14 protein-coding genes are annotated in these 15,087 nt (G+C 71.6%); 9 read left to right on the top strand and 5 right to left on the bottom strand.

The annotated features are described in order from the left end of the window. Positions 1-3 precede the first annotated feature (3 nt). From ACGF5T_RS06095 to ACGF5T_RS06055, 9 genes are all read left to right on the top strand, one after another. A complete protein-coding gene (locus tag ACGF5T_RS06095; protein WP_366768353.1) occupies positions 4-882 on the top strand; it encodes a hypothetical protein in 879 nt (292 codons plus the stop codon). A 299-nt stretch (positions 883-1,181) separates the two neighbouring features. Further along, positions 1,182-1,934 (top strand): YcnI family protein, encoded by a 753-nt coding sequence (locus ACGF5T_RS06090; RefSeq protein ID WP_366768352.1) that lies wholly within the window; start codon positions 1,182-1,184, stop codon positions 1,932-1,934. Between the two features lie 160 nt (positions 1,935-2,094). Beyond that, entirely contained in the window at positions 2,095-2,745 is a 651-nt protein-coding gene (locus ACGF5T_RS06085; protein ID WP_366768351.1) for an SCO family protein, read from the top strand. Beyond that, the gene (locus tag ACGF5T_RS06080; protein ID WP_392887033.1) at positions 2,742-3,239 is read left to right on the top strand and encodes a copper chaperone PCu(A)C; all 498 of its coding nucleotides are present in this window, start codon (positions 2,742-2,744) and stop codon (positions 3,237-3,239) included. The genes ACGF5T_RS06085 and ACGF5T_RS06080 overlap by 4 nt, the downstream gene beginning before the upstream one ends. Before the next feature lie 13 nt (positions 3,240-3,252). Next, entirely contained in the window at positions 3,253-5,445 is a 2,193-nt protein-coding gene (locus ACGF5T_RS06075; protein ID WP_366768350.1) for a copper resistance protein CopC, read from the top strand. 8 nt (positions 5,446-5,453) lie between these two features. Further along, a complete protein-coding gene (gene efeB / locus ACGF5T_RS06070) occupies positions 5,454-6,794 on the top strand; it encodes an iron uptake transporter deferrochelatase/peroxidase subunit (RefSeq protein WP_366768349.1) in 1,341 nt (446 codons plus the stop codon). A gap of 80 nt (positions 6,795-6,874) precedes the next feature. Beyond that, the gene (gene pheA, locus ACGF5T_RS06065) at positions 6,875-7,807 is read left to right on the top strand and encodes a prephenate dehydratase (RefSeq protein WP_356602743.1); all 933 of its coding nucleotides are present in this window, start codon (positions 6,875-6,877) and stop codon (positions 7,805-7,807) included. A gap of 636 nt (positions 7,808-8,443) precedes the next feature. Continuing rightward, on the top strand, positions 8,444-9,721 hold the full coding sequence (gene serS, locus ACGF5T_RS06060) for a serine--tRNA ligase (RefSeq protein WP_356602741.1): 1,278 nt from the start codon (positions 8,444-8,446) through the stop codon (positions 9,719-9,721). Further along, a complete protein-coding gene (locus ACGF5T_RS06055; protein WP_356602739.1) occupies positions 9,718-10,560 on the top strand; it encodes an HAD family hydrolase in 843 nt (280 codons plus the stop codon). Before serS ends, ACGF5T_RS06055 begins: the two co-directional genes overlap by 4 nt. A gap of 371 nt (positions 10,561-10,931) precedes the next feature. Here ACGF5T_RS06055 and ACGF5T_RS06050 read toward each other — a convergent pair whose 3' ends face one another. The 5 genes from ACGF5T_RS06050 to ACGF5T_RS06030 form a co-directional block, all read right to left on the bottom strand. Beyond that, a complete protein-coding gene (locus tag ACGF5T_RS06050) occupies positions 10,932-11,234 on the bottom strand; it encodes a hypothetical protein (protein WP_366768348.1) in 303 nt (100 codons plus the stop codon). Between the two features lie 138 nt (positions 11,235-11,372). Continuing rightward, positions 11,373-12,092, bottom strand: a complete 720-nt coding sequence (locus ACGF5T_RS06045) for an ABC transporter permease (protein ID WP_356602735.1) — start codon at positions 12,090-12,092, stop codon at positions 11,373-11,375. Between the two features lie 11 nt (positions 12,093-12,103). Next, positions 12,104-13,015, bottom strand: a complete 912-nt coding sequence (locus tag ACGF5T_RS06040) for an ABC transporter ATP-binding protein (protein ID WP_366768347.1) — start codon at positions 13,013-13,015, stop codon at positions 12,104-12,106. Further along, positions 13,012-13,929 carry an ABC transporter permease gene (locus tag ACGF5T_RS06035; RefSeq protein ID WP_356602731.1) on the bottom strand — a complete coding sequence of 306 codons (918 nt, stop codon included), beginning with the start codon at positions 13,927-13,929 and terminating at the stop codon, positions 13,012-13,014. Before ACGF5T_RS06035 ends, ACGF5T_RS06040 begins: the two co-directional genes overlap by 4 nt. Further along, positions 13,919-14,881: an ABC transporter ATP-binding protein gene (locus tag ACGF5T_RS06030; RefSeq protein ID WP_366768362.1), complete on the bottom strand. Its 963-nt coding sequence runs from the start codon at positions 14,879-14,881 to the stop codon at positions 13,919-13,921. Before ACGF5T_RS06030 ends, ACGF5T_RS06035 begins: the two co-directional genes overlap by 11 nt. Positions 14,882-15,087 lie beyond the last annotated feature (206 nt).

Raw genomic sequence — 15,087 nt, 5'->3', positions numbered from 1 at the left:
GCCATGACTGCCCCCCACCCGCCAACGGCGCGCTCCGGGAACACGACCCGGGTCCTGCGGGCCGCGGTGTTCGCCGCGGTCTGCGTCGTGCTGGCCGCGGCGGGGCACACCCTCGCCTCCTGTGCCACGGTCCCGTCGTGGTCGCTGGGCGTGGGGTTCCTCGGGGCGGTCGTGGTCGCCGCGCCCCTGGCCGAGCGGCGGCGCTCGCTGCCCTGCATCGTGGTGCTGCTCACCGTCGGCCAGACGGCACTGCACCTCCTGTTCGGACTGGGCCAGCACGGCACCACGGCGAACACGGCGTCCGGCACGGCCGTCGGGACCGCCGGCGGACCGGACGCGCTGTCCACCGGCGGAGCGGGCGCACTGGCCGACGCCTCACTCGTCGAGCAGGCCGCACGGCTGGTCTGCGGAACCACCGCGGCGGCGATCTCCCCGGCCCAGGCCCAACGGATCCTCAGCGACGCGCGGATCGCCCCGAGCGCCGGCGGCCACGCCGAAGCCGCGCACCACCCCGCCGACCTCCTTACGACCACGGGCTCCTCGGCCTCGCTGGTGCCCTCGCTGCCGATGCTGCTCGGCCACGTGCTCGCGGCCCTGGCCGCCGGCTGGCTGCTGCGGCGCGGGGACCTGGCCCTGGCCCGGCTCGTGGAACTCTCCACGCACTCGGCCCACTCGGTGGCCGAGGCGGCGCTCGTCCGCGGCCTGCGCGCGGCCCTCTCCCTGGTGCGCGCCCTGCACGCCGGGCTGGCCGGCAGCCCCGGCACCGGGCCCCGGCTGCCGCACTCCGCGCTGCCGGCGCCGCCGCGGCCGCACACCACCGCACTCCAGCACACGGTGACCCGGCGCGGCCCGCCCAGCGACGCGTTCCTCCTCGCCGCCTGACACGACGCGACCACCGCTCCGTTCCGGCCCCTCGGCCCTTGCCCACCGGCTCCGCCCGTCGGCAAGCGACCGTCGGCCGGCCCGTCGGCCATGTCCCTCGGCCTGCCCAACGGTTCACGACCGCCGGTTTTGACCGCCGGTCCCCGACCGCCGGCTGTGCCCTCAGCCCTGACCGCCGGCCCGCCCCTCGGCCGGAGCGTGGAGGGCCGCCGTCGTGCGGCACGCGCGCGTGCGCACCCCTCCCGTCATCCGTCACCGGTTCAGCACCGGTGACCCACTCGAAGCGGAGTGTTCCGTCCATGAAGGCTTCTCGTATCGCCGCCGCCGGCGCCGTCTCCGGCATCGCCGTCCTCGCCCTGTCCGCCCCGGCCTTCGGGCACGTCAGCGTGCAGCCGGAGGGCGCGGCCGCCAAGGGCGGCTACGCGACCGTGAACTTCAAGGTCCCCAACGAGCGCGACAACGCCTCCACCACCAAGCTGGAGGTCAACTTCCCGGCCGACCACCCGCTGGCGTCCGTGATGCCGCAGCCGGTGCCCGGCTGGAAGGCAGAGGTCACCAAGTCCAAGCTCGACAAGCCGCTGGAGTCGCACGGCAGGCAGCTGACCGAGGTCGTCAGCAAGGTCACCTGGACCGCCGAGGGCAAGGGCGTCGAGCCCGGCTACTTCCAGAAGTTCCCGGTCTCCCTCGGCGCGCTGCCCGAGGACGCCGACGAGCTGGTGTTCAAGGCGATCCAGACGTACTCCAACAAGGAGGTCGTGCGCTGGATCGAGGTGCCGCAGGAGGGCCAGGAGGAGCCCGAGGCCCCGGCGCCGGTGCTCAAGCTGTCCGCCGCCGAGGACGACGCCCACGGCGCGTCGGGCGCCAAGGCCGACGACGACACCGAGGCCGCCGCCCAGAACACCGCCGCCGACACCGCCTCCGACTCCGGTTCGGGTGACAGCAGCGACACCACCGCCCGGGTCCTCGGCGTCGTCGGCATCGTCGTCGGTGCCGCGGGCGTCGCCTACGGCGTGCTGGCCGGCCGCCGCCGCAACACCGGTGCCTCGGCGTAACGACGCCCATCCGGTGCGTCGGCGTCACGACGCCCGCGCCGGTGCGTCGGCCTGAGAACGCCGGCGCATCCTCTCGTCCGGTGCGCGCCGGGTGCCCTCCGCCGGTCCGGCGGACCACCCCGGCGCGCACCGGAGCACCTCACATCTGGGACATTTCTCTATGCGCAAGACAACGTTCGCCGCGGCCGCCCTGCTCGCCGCCGCCACCCTCACCCTGTCCGCCTGCGGCAGCGGCTCCGACAGTGACAAGCCCGTCACCATGGTCTCCGAGGAGGCCGGCCGGCAGGCCGCCACCGTCCTCGACAAGCCCTTCGAGAAGCCCGACCTGGTCCTCACCGACACCCGGGGCAAGCAGTACGACCTCCGCGAGCAGACCGCCGGCGCGCCCACCCTGGTCTACTTCGGCTACACGCACTGCCCCGACGTCTGCCCCCTGACCATGAACAACATCGCCGTGGCCAAGAAGCAGCTGCCCCAGGCCGAGCAGGACAAGCTCCGCGTCGTGTTCGTCACCACCGACCCGGACCGCGACACCCCGGCCGCCCTCGGCGAGTGGCTCAAGGGCATCGATCCGCAGATCGTCGGTCTCACCGGCGACTTCGCCACCATCCAGGCCGGCGCCCGCACCCTCGGCATCTCCATCGACCCACCGACCAAGGACAAGGACGGCAAGGTCGTCTCCACGCACGGCACCCAGGTCGTCGCGTTCTCCCCGAAGTCCGACGCGGGCTACGTCCTCTACGGCGAGGACGCCGGCGTCGAGGACTACACCGCGGACCTCCCCAAGCTCGTCAAGGGGGAGAAGCCGTGAGGAACCGGTCCGCTCTCGCCGCCGCGACGATGATCGGCGCCCTGGTCCTCGCGGGCTGCGGCGGCTCGGACTCCGGGTCCGACTCCTCGGCCTCCGCGAACTCCGCGGCCTCCGGGGCCGAACTCTCCGTCGGCGCCGCCTACATACCGCGGCCGGTCTCCGCCTCGATGGCGGCGGGCTTCCTCACCGTCACCAACAAGGGCGACTCCGGCGACGAACTGACCTCCGTGACCAGCGACGCCGGTGACGTCACCGTGCACGAGACCGTCGACGGGACGATGAAGGAGGTCGACCGCCTCCCGATCCCCGCCCACGGACGGCTGGTGCTCGAGAGCGGCGGCAACCACCTGATGTTCGAGAACCTGAAGCGGCAGCCCGAGGAGGGACAGACGGTCTCCGTCGAGCTGCGCTTCGCCCACTCCGACCCCGTCACGGTCGAGCTGCCCGTGAAGGCGGCCACCTACCGGCCCGACGCCGATCACTCCGGACACTGAGGGAGGGACCACCTTGACGCAGACCATCGCCCCACGCGTCCGGACCCTGGTGCTGCTGCTCCTGGCCGCGGCCTGCGCGCTGCTCGCCGGCGCCGGTCCGGCCTCCGCACACGCCGCGCTGACCGGCAGCGACCCCCGGCAGGGGGCGGTGGTCGACAAGGCGCCGGCCCACGTGTCGGTCACCTTCTCCGAGTCGGTCTCCATGGACGACGACTCGCTGCGCGTCTTCGACCCCCAGGGCAAGCGCGTCGACGACGGCGGTCCGTCCGGCACGGGCGGCACGACGTACACGGTGAAACTGCACGTCGGACTGCCCGACGGCACGTACACCGTGACCTACCAGGTCGTCTCCGCCGACAGCCATCCCGTCGCCGGCGCCTACACCTTCTCCATCGGCGCCCCGTCCGAGACCTCCGTCTCGGTCTACGGCACGGAGGCCGGCGGTGGGGTGGTCGGCTGGCTGTACGGCATCGGGCGGTACGTGTCCTACGCCGGGTTCACCGTGCTGGTGGGCGGTGCCGCCTTCGTCCTCGCCTGCTGGTCGCGGGGTTCGGGGGTACGGGTGGTGCAGCGGCTGGTGGTCGCCGGGTGGCTCGCGCTGACCGCCGCCACCCTGCTGCTGCTCCTGCTGCGCGGTGCGTACACCGGCTCCGGGAAGGTCGGCGACGTCTTCGACCTGAGCCTGCTCGGCGAGGTGCTGCAGACCAAGACCGGCGCCTCACTGGTCTCCCGGCTGCTGCTGCTCGCGGCGGCCGCGCTGTTCGTCGCCGTGCTCTTCGGCGCCTACGACAAGCGGGAGGACGAGGAGAAACGGGACCTCACCTTCGGGCTCGCGGTGGGCGGGGCGGTCGTGGCGGCGGGCCTGGCGGCCACCTGGGCGATGTCCGAGCACGCCTCGGTCGGCCTCCAGGCCGGACTCGCCATGCCCGTCGACGTCGTCCACCTGCTCGCCGTCGCCGCGTGGCTGGGCGGGCTCACCACCCTGCTCGTCGCCCTGTACCGGGCGCCCGCGGACACCCCGGTCCCCGCCTCGGCCGTACGCCGGTTCTCGCGCGTCGCCTTCAGTAGCGTCGTCGCGCTGGTGGCTACGGGCACCTACCAGTCATGGCGTCAGCTGGGCTCGTGGACGGCCTTCACCGACACGCGGTACGGGCAGCTGCTCCTCCTCAAGATCGGGCTCGTGGCCGTGCTGGTGGGCATCGCCTCCTTCTCGCGCCGGTGGACTGCGCGGCTGGCGGGGGCGGCACCCGCGGTGGTCCGTCAGCGGGAGAAGGAGCGGGTCGGGGCGTCCACCGGCCGCACGACCGACAAGGCGCGGGCCTCCGGAACGGCATCCGGAACGGCATCCGGGGCGTCGAAGACCGGCGAGACGGCCTCCGCGCTGTCGAAGACCGCCAAGACGTCCGCCCGGTCCTCGAAGACGGCCGAGCAGGCATCCGGGACACCGAAGGACGCCGAGCAGCCGACCGCGGCGCCGAAGGGCAGCGGGAAGACGTCGGGCACGTCGGGGGCGTCGAAGGGGTCTTCGGAGACGTCCGGGCCGGCGAACGGCTCGCAGAAGACGTCCGAGGCGGCCAACGACTCGCAGAAGACGCCCGGGACGGCGAAGGGGCCGGGCGCCTCGCAGCGTGCCGCCCAGCTGGCGCGGCAGCGTGCGGCCGTGGACGCCGCCCGGCAGAAGCGGCAGCGGGATGCCGATCCGGACCGCTTCGGACTGCGGCGCTCCGTGCTCGCCGAGGCGGGCGTCGCCGTCGTCCTGCTCGTCGTGACCACCATCCTCACCCAGACCGAGCCGGGCAGGACCGAGCAGGAGGCCGCGGCCGCCGGCACCGCCTCCTCCACCTCCGTACCGGCCCCCTCCACCGGAGCAGTGACCCTGGACATGCCCTTCGACACCGGCAGCCGGAACGGCAAGGGCGTCGTGCGCGTCGAGCTCGACCCCGCGCGCGTGGGCGCCAACGACCTGCACCTCTACGTCGAGCGGTCGAACGGCAGCGCCTTCGACGTCCCCGAGGTGAAGGTCGCCTTCACCCTGAAGGACAAGGGTGTCGGGCCCCTGCCCGTAGCCCCCGACCACATCACCACCGGACACTGGTCGGCGAGCGGAGTGCAGGTTCCGATGGCCGGCGACTGGGAGGTCGCCGTCACCGTACGGACCTCCGACATCGACCAGGTGACCGTCTCCAAGAACGCGCAGATCGGCTGAACCGCACCATGGCTGACCAGTCCACCCCGGAGACCCGAGCCCCCGGCGCGCCCCGCGAGGCGCCCGGCGGGCCCGAGTCCCTCGACTCCGCGAACACGACTCCCCGCGACGGCATCTCCCGGCGGCGGCTGCTCGGCACCGCCGGTGCCACCGGGCTCGTGCTCGGCACGGCGGGCGCCGCCGCGGGATACGCCGCCGCTCCTTCCTCCGCGGCCACGCCGCTCACTTCGTTGGGCAGCGAGGAGGTGATGTTTCACGGGAAACATCAGCCCGGCATCACCACGCCGACGCAGGCCTGCGGCCACCTCGTCGCGTTCGACCTGACGGCGGGCGCCGGCCGCAAGGAGGCCGCCGCGCTGCTGCGCCGCTGGTCCGACACCGCACGGCGCCTGATGGCGGGCGAACCGGCCGGAACCCGTGACACGGACGTGGCCCGTGACGCGGGGCCCTCCTCGCTGACCGTCACCTTCGGATTCGGGCACAGCTTCTTCGGCCGGACCGGCCTGGAGAAGCAGCGTCCGGTCGCCCTCGACCCGCTGCCCGACTTCTCCTCCGATCACCTCGACAAGAACCGCAGCAACGGCGATCTCTGGGTGCAGATCGGCGCCGACGACGCCCTGGTGGCCTTCCACGCCCTGCGTGCGATCCAGCGTGACGCCGGCTCGGCCGCCCGCGTCCGCTGGCAGATGAACGGCTTCAACCGCTCGCCCGGCGCCACCGCCCGTCCCATGACGACCCGCAACCTGATGGGCCAGGTCGACGGCACCCGCAACCCGAAACCGGACGAGCCCGACTTCGACGAGCGGATCTTCGTCCCCGGACAGCCCGGCCGGACGGGACAGCCCGGAAACCCCGAGCAGGCGTGGATGGCGAACGGCTCCTACGCCGTCGTACGCCGCATCCGGATGCTCCTCGACGACTGGGAGCAGCTCTCGGCCAAGGCCCAGGAGGACGTCATCGGGCGCCGCAAGTCCGACGGTGCGCCCCTGTCCGGGGGCACTGAGGCGACCGAGATGGACCTGGAGAAGACGGACCGGAACGGGAACCTGGTCGTGCCGATCAACGCCCATGCCCGCATCACGCGCCCCGACCAGAACGGCGGCGCGGCCATGGTCCGCCGCCCCTTCTCGTACCACGACGGATTCGACGCCGACGGCGTACCCGACGCGGGCCTGCTCTTCGTCTGCTGGCAGGCGGACCCCCTGCGCGGCTTCGTGCCGGTGCAGCGCAAGCTGGACCGGGGGGACGCCCTGTCGCCGTTCATCCGGCACGAGGCGAGCGGGCTCTTCGCCGTCCCGGGCGGTGCGGCGGAGGGAGAGTACGTGGGGCAGCGCCTTCTGGAGGGGTGAATCCGGCCCGGAATCACCCCGGGGGAGGGCGTGCGCGAGACGCGTGAGCCCGCTCTCCCCGGGCCCATTAGGGTGAGGACATGCCAGCCAGTTACGCGTATCTCGGCCCTGAAGGCACCTTCACCGAAGTCGCCCTGCGCACACTTCCGGAGACGGCGACCCGCGAGTTGGTCCCGTACGTGTCCGTCCAGTCCGCGCTCGACGCGGTGCGCACCGGCGAGGCCGAGGCCGCGTTCGTGCCGATCGAGAACTCCGTCGAGGGCGGCATCACCACCACCCTCGACGAGCTGGTCGCCGGCCAGCCGTTGATGATCTACCGCGAGGTGCTGCTGTCCATCACCTTCGCCCTGCTGGTCCGCCCCGGCACCAAGCTGTCGGAGATCAAGACGGTCACCGCCCACCCGGCCGCCCAGCCCCAGGTCCGCAACTGGCTCAAGGCGCACCTCCCCGACGTCGCGTGGGAGTCGGCGGCCTCCAACGCGGACGGCGCGCGCCTGGTGCAGGAGGGGCGGTACGACGCGGCCTTCGCCGGCGAGTTCGCCGCGGAGCGCTACGGCCTGGAAGTCCTCGAAGCCGACATCCACGACGCGGAGAACGCCCAGACCCGGTTCGTTCTGGTGGGCCGGCCCGCCAGGCCCGCCGCACCGACCGGTGCGGACAAGACCTCCGTCGTGCTCTGGCAGCGCGACGACCATCCCGGTGGCCTGCGCGACCTGCTCGGCGAGTTCGCCACCCGGGGCATCAACCTGATGCTGCTCCAGTCCCGGCCCACCGGTGCCGGTATCGGTCACTACTGCTTCTGCATCGACGCCGAGGGGCACATCTCCGACCGCCGGGTCGCCGATGCTCTGATGGGCCTGAAGCGGACGTGCCTCCAGGTGCGCTACCTCGGGTCGTACCCGCGGGCGGAGGTCGAGGCGGCGGATGTGGACGCGCTGCGGCCGGGCACCTCGGACGAGGACTTCGTGGCGGCGGCGGACTGGGTGGCGCGCTGCCAGGACGGCCGGTTCTGACGGCTGCGAGCAGCCCTGCGAGCGGGCGCTTCCGTGGGCTGTGATCGGCCCGGTCCCCTGGTGATTGCGATCGGCCGGTTCCGACGGCTGTGATCGGCCGGTGATACCTGCTGATTTTCGTTATCCACAGAAGTTATCCACAGGTCTGCTTCTCGACCTGGGGACAAGTCGACAACACGGGGGGATTCAGTCGACAAATCCGCCTTCGACCTCTTTGCCCCTCCACAGGCGCCCAGGACACCCTTCGTCCACCTGTTACTTGCCCGCCATCCTCCGGAGTGACGCCGAGCGTCCCGTTTCCACTCGAAAGTGAGGGCGGGGAGGGTTTGGAGTACCCGCCTCCACGATGAGGAACGGCCACTTCCGTGGAGTCCACAGATCTTTCGCACAGCCTGTGGATAACTTTTCCCGATCGCGGATCCCTGTGGACAGTGGCTCCGCCAAGTCCCCTTGCACACAAGGGAATCCGGTCAACCGAGCTCCGACGACTGCCTCGTTCCAGGGACCTCGGCCGTTTTCCTTGACCAGGTGAGACACAAGGAGCACAACGCACAATTGCCCCATTACGGAACGTGAGAACCGCGATCGGCGATAGTGAGTCGAGAGCCGTCACCACACACCGGTAGCCTTGAGCATGTGATTGACCTTCGCCTGCTCCGTGAGGACCCCGACCGTGTGCGCGCGTCGCAGCGCGCCCGTGGAGAGGATGTCGCGCTCGTCGACTCCCTCCTGTCTGCCGACGAGCGGCGCAGGTCGTCCGGCGTCCGCTTCGACGAGCTGCGCAACGAGCAGAAGGGCCTCGGCAAGCTCATCGGCAAGGCCTCCGGGGACGAGAAGGCCGAGCTGCTGAAGCGGGCGAGCCAGCTCGCCGCCGACGTCAAGGCGGCCGACGCCGAGCGCGACGCCGCCGACGCCGAGACCCAGGAGCTGCTCCAGCGGCTGGGCAACCTCGTCCACCCCGACGTTCCCGTCGGCGGCGAGGAGGACTTCGTCACCCTGGAGACGCACGGCACGCACCGGGACTTCGCCGCCGAGGGCTTCGAGCCCCGGGACCACCTGGAGCTCGGCCAGCTGCTCGGCGCCATCGACGTGGAGCGCGGCGCCAAGGTCTCCGGCTCGCGCTTCTACTTCCTCACCGGCGTCGGTGCGCTGCTGGAGCTCGCCCTGGTCAACGCGGCGATCGCCCAGGCCACGGCGGCCGGCTTCACGCCGATGCTGACGCCGGCGCTGGTCCGCCCGCAGTCGATGGCCGGTACCGGCTTCCTGGGCCAGGCCGCCCAGGACGTCTACCACCTCGACAAGGACGACCTGTACCTGGTCGGCACGTCCGAGGTACCGCTCGCCGCGTACCACATGGACGAGATCCTGGACGCCGACCGCCTGCCGCTGCGCTACGCCGGCTTCTCCCCCTGCTTCCGCCGCGAGGCGGGCTCGCACGGCAAGGACACCCGGGGCATCTTCCGCGTCCACCAGTTCGACAAGGTCGAGATGTTCTCCTACGTCCTCCCCGAGGACTCGCAGGCGGAGCACCAGCGCCTGCTGGAGTGGGAGAAGCAGTGGCTGACCTCGCTGGAGCTGCCGTTCCGGGTCATCGACGTCGCCTCGGCCGACCTGGGCTCCTCGGCCGCCCGCAAGTACGACTGCGAGGCCTGGATCCCGACCCAGGGCAAGTACCGAGAGCTGACCTCGACCTCGGACTGCACCGAGTTCCAGTCGCGCCGGCTGTCCATCCGTGTCCGCGAGGACAAGAAGGTGCGTCCGCTGGCCACGCTGAACGGCACGCTGTGCGCCGTACCGCGCACGATCGTGGCGATCCTGGAGAACCACCAGCAGGCCGACGGTTCGGTGCGCGTGCCCGAGGTGCTGCGCCCGTACCTGGGCGGCCGAGAGGTCCTGGAACCGGTGGCGAAGTGACCGACACCGCCTCCGCCACGGGTCCCGGCACCGGTTCCGCCGCCGGCTTCCCGTACCGCCTGGTCGCGACCGACCTCGACGGCACGCTGCTGCGCAGTGACGACACGATCTCGCGCCGCACCCGGGACGCGCTGGCCGCGGCCACCGAGGCCGGCGCCGCCCACATCGTGGTCACCGGCCGCGCGGTCCCGTGGACCCGGCACATCCTCGACGACCTCGGCTACAACGGCCTGGCCGTCTGCGGACAGGGCGCCCAGGTGTACCACGCCGGAGAGCACCGCCTGCTGACCTCGGTCACGCTGGACCGCCAGCTGGCCGGGGTGGCACTGGCCAAGATCGAGGCGGAGACCGGTCCGCTGTACCTGGCGGCGAGCCGCGACGGACTGGACGGCGACGTCCTGGTCGGCCCGGGCTACGCGGTCGGGGGCGATCTGCCGGCGGTGCCCTTCACCGACGCCTCGGACCTGTGGTCGGCGCCGCTCAACAAGATCTACATCCAGCATCCGACGCTGTCCGACGACGAACTGGCCGAGGCTGCCCGGCGCACCGCGGGCGGCTTCGTCACGGTCGTCATGGCCGGCGCCGGCATCGTCGAGCTGCTCCCCCTCGGCCTGTCCAAGGCCACCGGCCTGTCGCTGGCGGCACGCCGACTCGGTCTGAAGGCCGCGGACACGATCGCGTTCGGTGACATGCCCAACGACGTACCGATGTTCGGCTGGGCCGCCCGGGGTGTGGCGATGGCCAACGCCCACGCCGAACTGAAGGCGGTGGCCGACGAGGTGACGTCCTCGAACGACGAGGACGGCATCGCGGTGGTACTGGAACGCTTGGCGGCCTGAGCCCTACGCGCCTGATCCCGCCCCACCTGAGCCCTACGCACCTGAGTCCGACGCGTCTGCTCCTGCCCGGCACGAGTCCGACGCGTCCGAGTCCGCCCGGTCCGAGTCTGCTCGGGGCTGGGTGTGATCGCGGCGTCACGGCTTCGGGTCCGCTCGCCCCGCTCGCCCCGCGCTGAAGTCGGCGAGCGCGCGGTCGCGGCTCTCGTCGCACGGTCCGGGCGGCGCCGACGTCCCCGTCGGTCGGCCCACGCGAGGCGTCTCGCGTGCTCGAAGCGGCCGCCCGATGCGCCGGCGCCGCCCGGCCTCGTGCAGGCACCACAGTGCCGGTACGGAAAGCGGGGCGCCACCGATTAAAACCGGACGTACGCCGCCTACCGTCTGCGCCACCTGCGGCGCCGTCCCTTGCTGAAGAACCATCCGGCGGGCTCCTCGTCGGAACGCCACGGCTGCGGCTCCGGTTTCTCACGGCGCCAGCGGGCGGCGAGCATGCGGGCGCGTGCCGACGGCTCGGAGGTCCCTGCGCCGCGGACGAACTCGTCGTCCAGGACGAGGTCGTCCCAGGTGTCATCCCAGGTGTCGTCACCGGCGCCGGTCCCCGTACCGCCCCCGGTGGTGTCCCGGGACCCATCCTCCGGTTCTCCGCGGCCGTCCTGCTGAGGTGTCTGGCCCGCCATCCCGGTCCTCCCGGCCCTGCGTCGCCGTGTCCTGCACGATGGGTCCCGCGCGGCGTGTCCGCGTGGCGTTCTTCCGCGGGCGTCCCCGGCCCAGTGTGCCCGGGCCGGGGTGAAGGCCCCGTCAGGACCGGGGGCCGGTCACTCCTCCCCGGCGAGCGTCAGCGTCCGCAGCTTCTGGCCGGCGTACCAGGTGGCGAGCACGGTGACCCCGGCCAGCAGCACCGTCGCCGTCAGCAGGCCGACGTCGGAGGTCACCAGGTTCCCGTCGGCGACCTTCTGGGCCACGGCCAGCGACCACTGCTGGACGCTCAGGGTGCGGGCACCGGGTACCAGGGAGCCGAACAGCGCCTCCCAGACGAGCGCGTAGACGAGCCCGAAGACCACCGCGTGCCGGGACACGGTGCCCAGGAGCAGGAAGAGCGCGGCGTAGGCGATGGAGGCGACCAGCGCGGCGACGGTGTAGGCGACGGCGATCTGCTGGCCGTTGCCGTTGAGGATCAGGCCGGCCAGCAGGGTCGGCACGGCGGAGAAGACCATCGTCACCGCTATGGCGACGATCAGCTTGGTGAAGACGATCGTCGGCCGCTTGATCGGCTTGGACAGCAGGTACACCACCGAGCCGTCGTCGATCTCGGGGCCGATGGCGCCGGTGCCTGCGATGACACCGATGATCGGCACCATGGTGGCGAGGGCGAACCCGCCCAGCACGTCCGCCGCCGTCTGGTCGTCGGCTCCGGCGAGGGCGCGCACCGCCACGGCGATGACGAGCAGCAGCAGGGGCAGCACGCCCAGGATGAGGGCCCGGCGACGGCCGAGCAGGGCTCGGTAGGTGAGCCTGGCGACTGTGGGGTCGTACATTCTTCGGCCTCCTACGCCGCGACGAGATACGAGAAGACGGACTCGAGCGACTCGTCGGACGGCGAGACCGTGAGCAACCGGATGCCGTGGTCGCGGGCGACCTTCGGCAGCAGGGCCGTGAACCGGCCGAAGTCGACGGCCTGGATGCGCAGGGCGCCCTCGGCGAGATCGACCTCGATGCCGGACGTCGACGGGTCCGCGATCAACGCCGCCGCGAGGGCGCGGTCGTCGCTGGAACGCACCAGGTAGCGATGCGGCCGGTCGGTCATCAGGCGGCGGATCTTCCGGAAGTCGCCACTGGCCGCGTGCCGTCCGGCGACGATGACCTCGATGTGCCAGGCGAGTTGCTCGACCTCTTCGAGGATGTGCGAGGAGAACAGCACCGTGCGGCCCTCGTCGCCCATCCGCCGCAGCAGGTCCATCAGCTGCATGCGCTGGCGGGGGTCCATGCCGTTGAACGGCTCGTCGAGCAGGAGCAGCGACGGATTGTGCACGAGGGCGCTGGCCATTTTCACGCGCTGCCGCATGCCCTTGGAATACGTGGCGATCTTCCGGTCCTGCGCGTACTCCATCTGCACGGTGGCGAGGGCCTCCTGGGCCGCCTTGTCGCCCAGACCGTGCAGTCTGGCGTTGGCGAGGACGAACTCGCGGCCGGTGAGGAAGTCGTACATCGACTCGCGTTCGGGCACGACGCCGATGTGCCGGTAGATCGCCTCGTTGCGCCAGACCGGTTGGCCGTCGAGGGTGACGCTGCCGGTGGAGGGGGCGAGGAAGCCGCCCATCATGTTGATGAGGGTGGACTTGCCCGCGCCGTTGGGGCCGAGGAGTCCGGTGACTCCGGGGCCGATCGTCATCGTGATGTCGTTGACGGCGACCACGTTGCCGAACCAGCGGGAGACGTGGTCGATGTTCAGCGTGGTCACAGTCCCACCTTCGAGTAGCGGCGCACCAGCAGTCCGTAGGCGCCGGCGATCAGGCCCAGGGTGACGAGGACGTAGACCGCGCCTTCGCCGCTGCTCGGGCCCACTCCGCCGGGGAACGACGAGGTGGCGCCGAGGAAGGCGGACTGCACGCCGTCGATGAGGGTGATGGGCGAGAACAGGCCGATCCATGCGACGGCTCCGGAACTGCCCTGGACGTCCGCGATGGCCTGGAGCGTGGAGACCGCGCCGTAGGTGATGGTCAGGACGGCGATGACGGCCGCGATGCCGAACCCTCGGCGCGGGGTGACCGACGCGACGACCAGTCCGAGGCCGGCGAAGAGCAGCGAGAGCAGTGCCACGGAGACGAGTCCTTGTGCGAAACCCTTGGTCTGGTCGGCGAAGTCGAGTTTGGCTAGCAGCGCGCCCACGTACAGCACCAGCAGGGGTGCGGCGGTCAGGATGAACAGGGCCGAGGCCAGCGACGCGTACTTGGCGCGGACGTAGTCGGAGGTCTCGATCGGCCGTGAGAAGTACAGCGGCACGGTCTTGAAGCGCAGGTCGCGGGAGACGGACTGGGGGGCCTGCGAGGCGACGTAGAGGCTGATGACCGCCTGGAGGACGACCGCGTAGCGCGTGTAGTCGAGGGGCAGGTCGTTCGCCTTGGTGACGACGGAGACGGCGACCAGGATGCCCGCGACCAGGCACATCACCGCCAGCAACAGCATCGGCAGCACCTTGGACTTGGCCGAGCGGCCGAGTCCGTAGGCGCCGCGCAGGGACTGCGAGTACAGCGAGCGGCGGGCGTAGGCGCGGCCGAGGCGGGGGCCGTCGTAGCTGCGGTAGCCGATGTTGTGGATGCGGGTCTGGTCAACCGGCACCGTGACCGGTGCCTGCAGGGGCTGCTCAGTTGCCATGGCCGACCGCCTCCTTCCGTTCCGCGTCGGTGTCCGTGAAGACTTCCGAGATGTGGTGCCGGCGCTGCTCCATCCGCACCAGGCCGATGCCCAGGTCGGCGATGACGTCCCGGACCAGGTCGTAGGTCTCCTCGCCCGCCGCGGTGAGCAGCAGGACGTGGCCGGCGCCGGGCAGGCCGCTGCCGTCCTGGGCCGTCACCCCGCGCGCGTGGAGCGCGTCGCGCACGGCGCGGGTGCCGTCGGGGTGCGCGTCGGTGTCGGTGACCTCGATCGCGAGGGTCGTGGTGGTCTGGGTGAAGTCCGTGGTGGAACTGGAACGCAGCAGCTTGCCGCCGTCCACGACGACCACGTGGTCGCAGGTGCGTTCCAGCTCGCCCAGGAGGTGCGAGGTGACCAGGACGGAGATGCCGAAGTCGGTGTGGATGCGGCGGATGAGGCCGAGCATCTCGTCGCGGCCGACCGGGTCGAGGCCGTTGGTCGGCTCGTCGAGGAAGACCAGCTGCGGGTCGTGGACCAGGGCCTGCGCGAGCTTCACGCGCTGCTTCATGCCGGTCGAGTAGCCCCCGATGGGCCGGTAGCGCTCTTCGTACAGACCGACGTGGCGCAGGGTGTCGGCCGTCCGTTCGCGCGCGGCGGTAGGGGGCAGGCCGGACATGCGCGCCATGTGGACGACGAACTCGGTGGCCGAGACGTCGGGCGGCAGGCAGTCGTGTTCCGGCATGTAGCCGACTCGCTCGCGGATGTCGGCGCCCTTGGTGGCGACATCGAGTCCGAGCACTTCGGCCCGGCCCTCGGTGGCGGGAGACAGACCCAGCAGGATCTTGATCAGGGTGGACTTGCCGGCGCCGTTGGCGCCCACGAGTCCGGTCACACCGGGTCCGACGTCCACGGAGAGCCGGTCGAGCGCGGTCACCCGTGGGTACCGCTTGCTCAGGCTTTCGGTCGCGATCACAGTCACATCGACGACAGTAGTGACGCCCGCCACTCAGGTCGTCAGACCGCAGAGCCGTCTTGACGTCAGACTCGAGTAGTACGGACCCGTAGGGGGTCCCGTACCTGAGAGCCACTCCCGGGGGACGACGTCGCGCACCCCTCCCTATTGACGCCGGGTCTAACGACTGGGAGATTCGGCGACGTCAGGTCATGTCACGAGCGAGC

Source organism: Streptomyces sp. NPDC047853, from assembly GCF_043204535.1.
Taxonomy (GTDB): domain Bacteria; phylum Actinomycetota; class Actinomycetes; order Streptomycetales; family Streptomycetaceae; genus Streptomyces.
The sequence above is the reverse complement of the archived record's forward strand: the minus strand, read 5'-3'. Positions and strand labels throughout refer to the sequence as shown.

Bases quoted from the DNA above. Each gene is read 5' to 3' on its own strand.
- ACGF5T_RS06095 (WP_366768353.1), top strand. From the start codon at position 4: ATGACTGCCCCCCACCCGCCAACGGCGCGCTCCGGGAACACGACCCGG.
- ACGF5T_RS06090 (WP_366768352.1), top strand. From the start codon at position 1,182: ATGAAGGCTTCTCGTATCGCCGCCGCCGGCGCCGTCTCCGGCATCGCC.
- ACGF5T_RS06085 (WP_366768351.1), top strand. From the start codon at position 2,095: ATGCGCAAGACAACGTTCGCCGCGGCCGCCCTGCTCGCCGCCGCCACC.
- efeB (WP_366768349.1), top strand. From the start codon at position 5,454: ATGGCTGACCAGTCCACCCCGGAGACCCGAGCCCCCGGCGCGCCCCGC.
- pheA (WP_356602743.1), top strand. From the start codon at position 6,875: ATGCCAGCCAGTTACGCGTATCTCGGCCCTGAAGGCACCTTCACCGAA.
- ACGF5T_RS06050 (WP_366768348.1), bottom strand. From the start codon at position 11,234: ATGGCGGGCCAGACACCTCAGCAGGACGGCCGCGGAGAACCGGAGGAT.
- ACGF5T_RS06045 (WP_356602735.1), bottom strand. From the start codon at position 12,092: ATGTACGACCCCACAGTCGCCAGGCTCACCTACCGAGCCCTGCTCGGC.
- ACGF5T_RS06035 (WP_356602731.1), bottom strand. From the start codon at position 13,929: ATGGCAACTGAGCAGCCCCTGCAGGCACCGGTCACGGTGCCGGTTGAC.